The sequence below is a fragment of the Burkholderia sp. Bp9090 genome (assembly GCF_003857985.1).
In the GTDB taxonomy this organism is placed as follows: domain Bacteria; phylum Pseudomonadota; class Gammaproteobacteria; order Burkholderiales; family Burkholderiaceae; genus Burkholderia.
Genome location: NZ_QTPV01000086.1, coordinates 1 through 3,651 on the forward strand (window position 1 = coordinate 1; position 3,651 = coordinate 3,651).

Below are 3,651 nucleotides of genomic sequence, written 5' to 3' on the forward strand. Positions count from 1 at the left end.
GCTCCAGCCTTTGTAAGCCTTCACGTTGTCGCGCGTGACGAGCGTCGGCTCGATCAGGATCATCGGGTTGGCCGGCTTCTGGCCGTTCATGATCCCGTAGCCGACGTTCACGGCCTGCTGCGCCATCGCCCACGGATCCTGGCTCGACGACGCCTGCACGAGCGTGTTCGACTTCAGCGCCACTTCGATGTCGGGCGCGCCGTCGACCGACGTGATCACGATGTTCGGGCGGTTCAGCTGCTTCGCCGCGAGATCGCTGCCGATCGCCTGCGGGTCGTTGATCGTGAACACGCCGTCGAGCTTCGGAAAGCGCGTCAGGTAGCCCTGCATCGTGTTCATCCCGCCTTCGCGCGAGCCCTTGCCGTCCTGGTCGCTCGACAGCAGCTTGATACCCGGGTTCTTCGCGAGCACGGTCTTGCAGCCGTTCACGCGATCGATCACGGCCGACACCTGCGGGCCGTTCTCGATGATCACGTTACCCTTGCCGTTGAGTTTCTTCGCAAGGTAGTCGCACGCGAGCTCGCCGGCCTTCACGTTGTTGGTCTGCACGGTCGCGTTTGCGCCGGCCGCCGCGACGTCCACCGCGACGACCGTGATGCCCGCCGCCTGCGCCTTCTTCACCGCCGGCTCGATCGCCTTCGGATCGGTCGCGTTCAGCAGGATCATGTCGACGTGCGCGGAGATGAAGTTGTCGATCTGCGTGAACTGCTTGTTCAGGTCGTAGTCGGCCGAGACCGCGGTGACCTTCGCGTTCGGGTTGAGCTGCCTGGCGCGCGCCTCGGCGCCTTTCACGATCGTGACGAAGTACGGGTTGCCGAGCGAGCCGACCGTGACGCCGATCGATTTCAGCGGCTTGTCGGCTGCGTGGGCGGCGGCGGCGCCGAAGGCGAGCGCGCAGGCGACGGCGGTCAGGGCGGCTTTTTGCTTGAACATGTCGTTGTGTCTCCGGAAGGTCCGTTGGCGGATGGGTGCAGGAGGACCTGCCTGCGCCCCGATGGTCGAGTAGTGAGGAATACGAATCAGGTGCGTGCCGAGTCGCGCTGGCGATAGCGGTCGAGCGCGACCGCGCCGATGATCACGAGCCCCTTGATGATGTATTGCCAGATGTCGGACACGCCGAGCAGCACGAGGCCGTTGGTCAGCACCGCGATGATCAGCGCGCCGATCAGCGTGCCGACGATCGAGCCGACGCCGCCGACGAAGCTCGTGCCGCCGAGGATCACCGCGGCGATCGCATCGAGTTCGTACGACTGGCCGAGCTGCAGGCCGTTGGCCGCATAGAGCCGCGCGGCCGACATCACCGCGCCGAGGCCGGCGAGCAGGCCCGACGCCGCATACACGAACAGCTGGATCGCGCGCACGTTGATGCCCGACAGCCGTGCGGCTTCCGGGTTGCCGCCCACCGAATAGATCCGCATGCCGAGCACCGTGCGGCGCAGGATGAACCACGACAGCGCGATCACCGCGCAGGCGATCACGACGAGCCACGGCACGCCGAGGATCGTGCCGTTGCCGATGAACGCGAACGGCAGTTGCGGGTTGAAGACGGTCGTGTCGTTGCCGATCAGGCGGGCGACGCCGCGCACGGCCGTCATCGCGCCGAGCGTGACGATGAACGGCGGCAGGCGCAGGAACGAGATCAGGCCGCCGTTGATCGCGCCGAACACGAGGCCGACCGCGAGCGCGATCGGCACGCCGAGCCAGCCCCAGCCGGGGATGGTCGACGCGATGAGCGCGGCGACGGCCGATGCGGCGAGCACCGAGCCGACCGACAGGTCGATGCCGCCCGTCAGGATCACGAAGGTCATGCCGGCTGCGAGCACGATGTTGATCGACGCCTGCTGCGTGACGATCGACAGGTTCTGCAGTGTGAAGAAGCCGTCGGTCAGGAAGCCGAAGCCGATGCAGAGGACCAGCAGCACCGGCAGCATGCCGGCGGTGCGCATCAGCGACTGCATGCGCGCGCGATGATCGGCGCCGCGCATCAGCGGCGTACGGTTGGCGACCGGATGGGCCGTCGCGGACGCGAGGTTGCGCTGCTTGGTCGGGTTGATCATGTCGGTACCTTGAAGGAAGAAGGAAATGAAGGGGCCGTGGTCAGTGCGCGTCGGCGAGCTCGGCCTGCGAGCCGGTGGCGAGCGCGATGATCGCTTCCTGCGTGATGGGCGTGTGCGTGTGGCCGCCGAGTTCACCGGCGATCTCGCCTTCGCGCATCACGAGCACGCGGTCGGCGACGCCGATGATCTCCGGCAGCTCGCTCGAGATCACGATCACGCCGACACCCGCGCGGGCCAGTTCGTTGATGATCCGGTAGATCTCGGATTTCGCGCCGATGTCGACGCCGCGCGTCGGCTCGTCGAGGATCAGCACGCGCGGCTTCGTCTCGAGCAGGCGCGACAGCAGCACTTTCTGCTGGTTGCCGCCCGACAGCGCGCCGACGTTGACGTTCGCGTTCGGCACGCGGATCGACAGCGACGCGATCGCGTCGCGTGCGCGCGTGGCGCCGCGCGCGAGATCGAGCGCGCCGAGCCGCGCATCGCGGTTGCACACCGAGATGTTGATGTTGTCGCGCACGCTCATGTCGAGGAACAGGCCCTGGCGCTTGCGGTCTTCCGTCAGGTAGACGAGGCCCGCGTCGATCGCGTCGCGCGGCGAATGCGCGCCGAACGTGCGCTCGCCCAGCTTCACGTCGCCGCGCGTGCGCGGCTCCGCGCCGAAGATCAGCCGTGCGAGCTCGGTGCGGCCCGCGCCGACGAGCCCGGCGATGCCGAGCACCTCGCCCGCATGCAGGTCGAGGCTGCAGCCGCGCACGCGCTCGCCGTCGGCGATGTCGCGCACCGACAGCAGCAGGTGGCCGGGATCGTACGGCGCGTGTTCCTTCTTGTAGAAGCCCGAGATGTCGCGGCCGACCATCATCGCGACGAGCCGCTCGGCCGACAGCGACGCGCGCTCGAGCGTGCCGACGTACGAGCCGTCGCGCAGCACCGACACGCGGTCGGACAGCTCGTAGATTTCGGCCATCCTGTGGCTGATGTAGATGATCGCGAGACCTTCCTCGCGCAGCTGGCGGATCAGGCCGAACAGGTGCTCGGTTTCGCGCGACGACAGCGGCGTCGTCGGTTCGTCCATCACGAGGATGCGTGCGCGGGTATGCACGGCGCGTGCGATCTCGACGAGCTGCTGCTCGGCGATCGACAGCGTGCCGACCAGCGTGTCGGGGCCGAACGGCGCACCGAGGCGCGCGAGCACGTCCTGGCAGCCGCGGGCCATCGCCGCGCGGTCGATGGTGCCCCAGCGGCGGTTGCCGCGGCGCAGTTCGCGGCCGACGTAGATGTTTTCCGCGACGGTGAGGTTGGGTGCGAGGCACAGCTCCTGGTAGATCACGGCGACGCCGGCATCGCGCGCGGCGAGCGGGCCGTCGACGTCGATGCGCACGCCGTCGATCAGGATCTCGCCGCCGGCGTCGGCGCGGTACGCGCCCGACAGGATCTTCATCAGCGTCGACTTGCCCGCGCCGTTCTCGCCCATCAGCGAATGGATCTCGCCCGGATAGACGGTCAGGCTGACGTTGTCGAGCGCGCGCACGGCCGGGAAGGTCTTGCTGATGCCGCGCATCTCGAGCAGCGGCCGGGGGGACTCAGAACGCGACAT

At 68.1% G+C, this 3,651-nt stretch carries 3 protein-coding genes; all 3 read right to left on the minus strand.

What is annotated here, in order from left to right; genetic code table 11:
* Positions 1-933, minus strand: a 933-nt coding sequence (locus DIE16_RS36060) for an ABC transporter substrate-binding protein (protein WP_124492248.1), incomplete at its 3' end; no start/stop codon positions are given.
* An 86-nt stretch (positions 934-1,019) separates the two neighbouring features.
* Entirely contained in the window at positions 1,020-2,057 is a 1,038-nt protein-coding gene (locus tag DIE16_RS36065; RefSeq protein ID WP_124894413.1) for an ABC transporter permease subunit, read from the minus strand.
* Between the two features lie 40 nt (positions 2,058-2,097).
* Positions 2,098-3,651 carry a sugar ABC transporter ATP-binding protein gene (locus DIE16_RS36070; RefSeq protein ID WP_124894414.1) on the minus strand — a complete coding sequence of 518 codons (1,554 nt, stop codon included), beginning with the start codon at positions 3,649-3,651 and terminating at the stop codon, positions 2,098-2,100.

What these genes read in the sequence shown, in the direction of transcription:
- DIE16_RS36065 (WP_124894413.1), bottom strand. Translation starts at nt 2,057, where the DNA reads ATGATCAACCCGACCAAGCAGCGCAACCTCGCGTCCGCGACGGCCCAT.
- DIE16_RS36070 (WP_124894414.1), bottom strand. Translation starts at nt 3,651, where the DNA reads ATGTCGCGTTCTGAGTCCCCCCGGCCGCTGCTCGAGATGCGCGGCATC.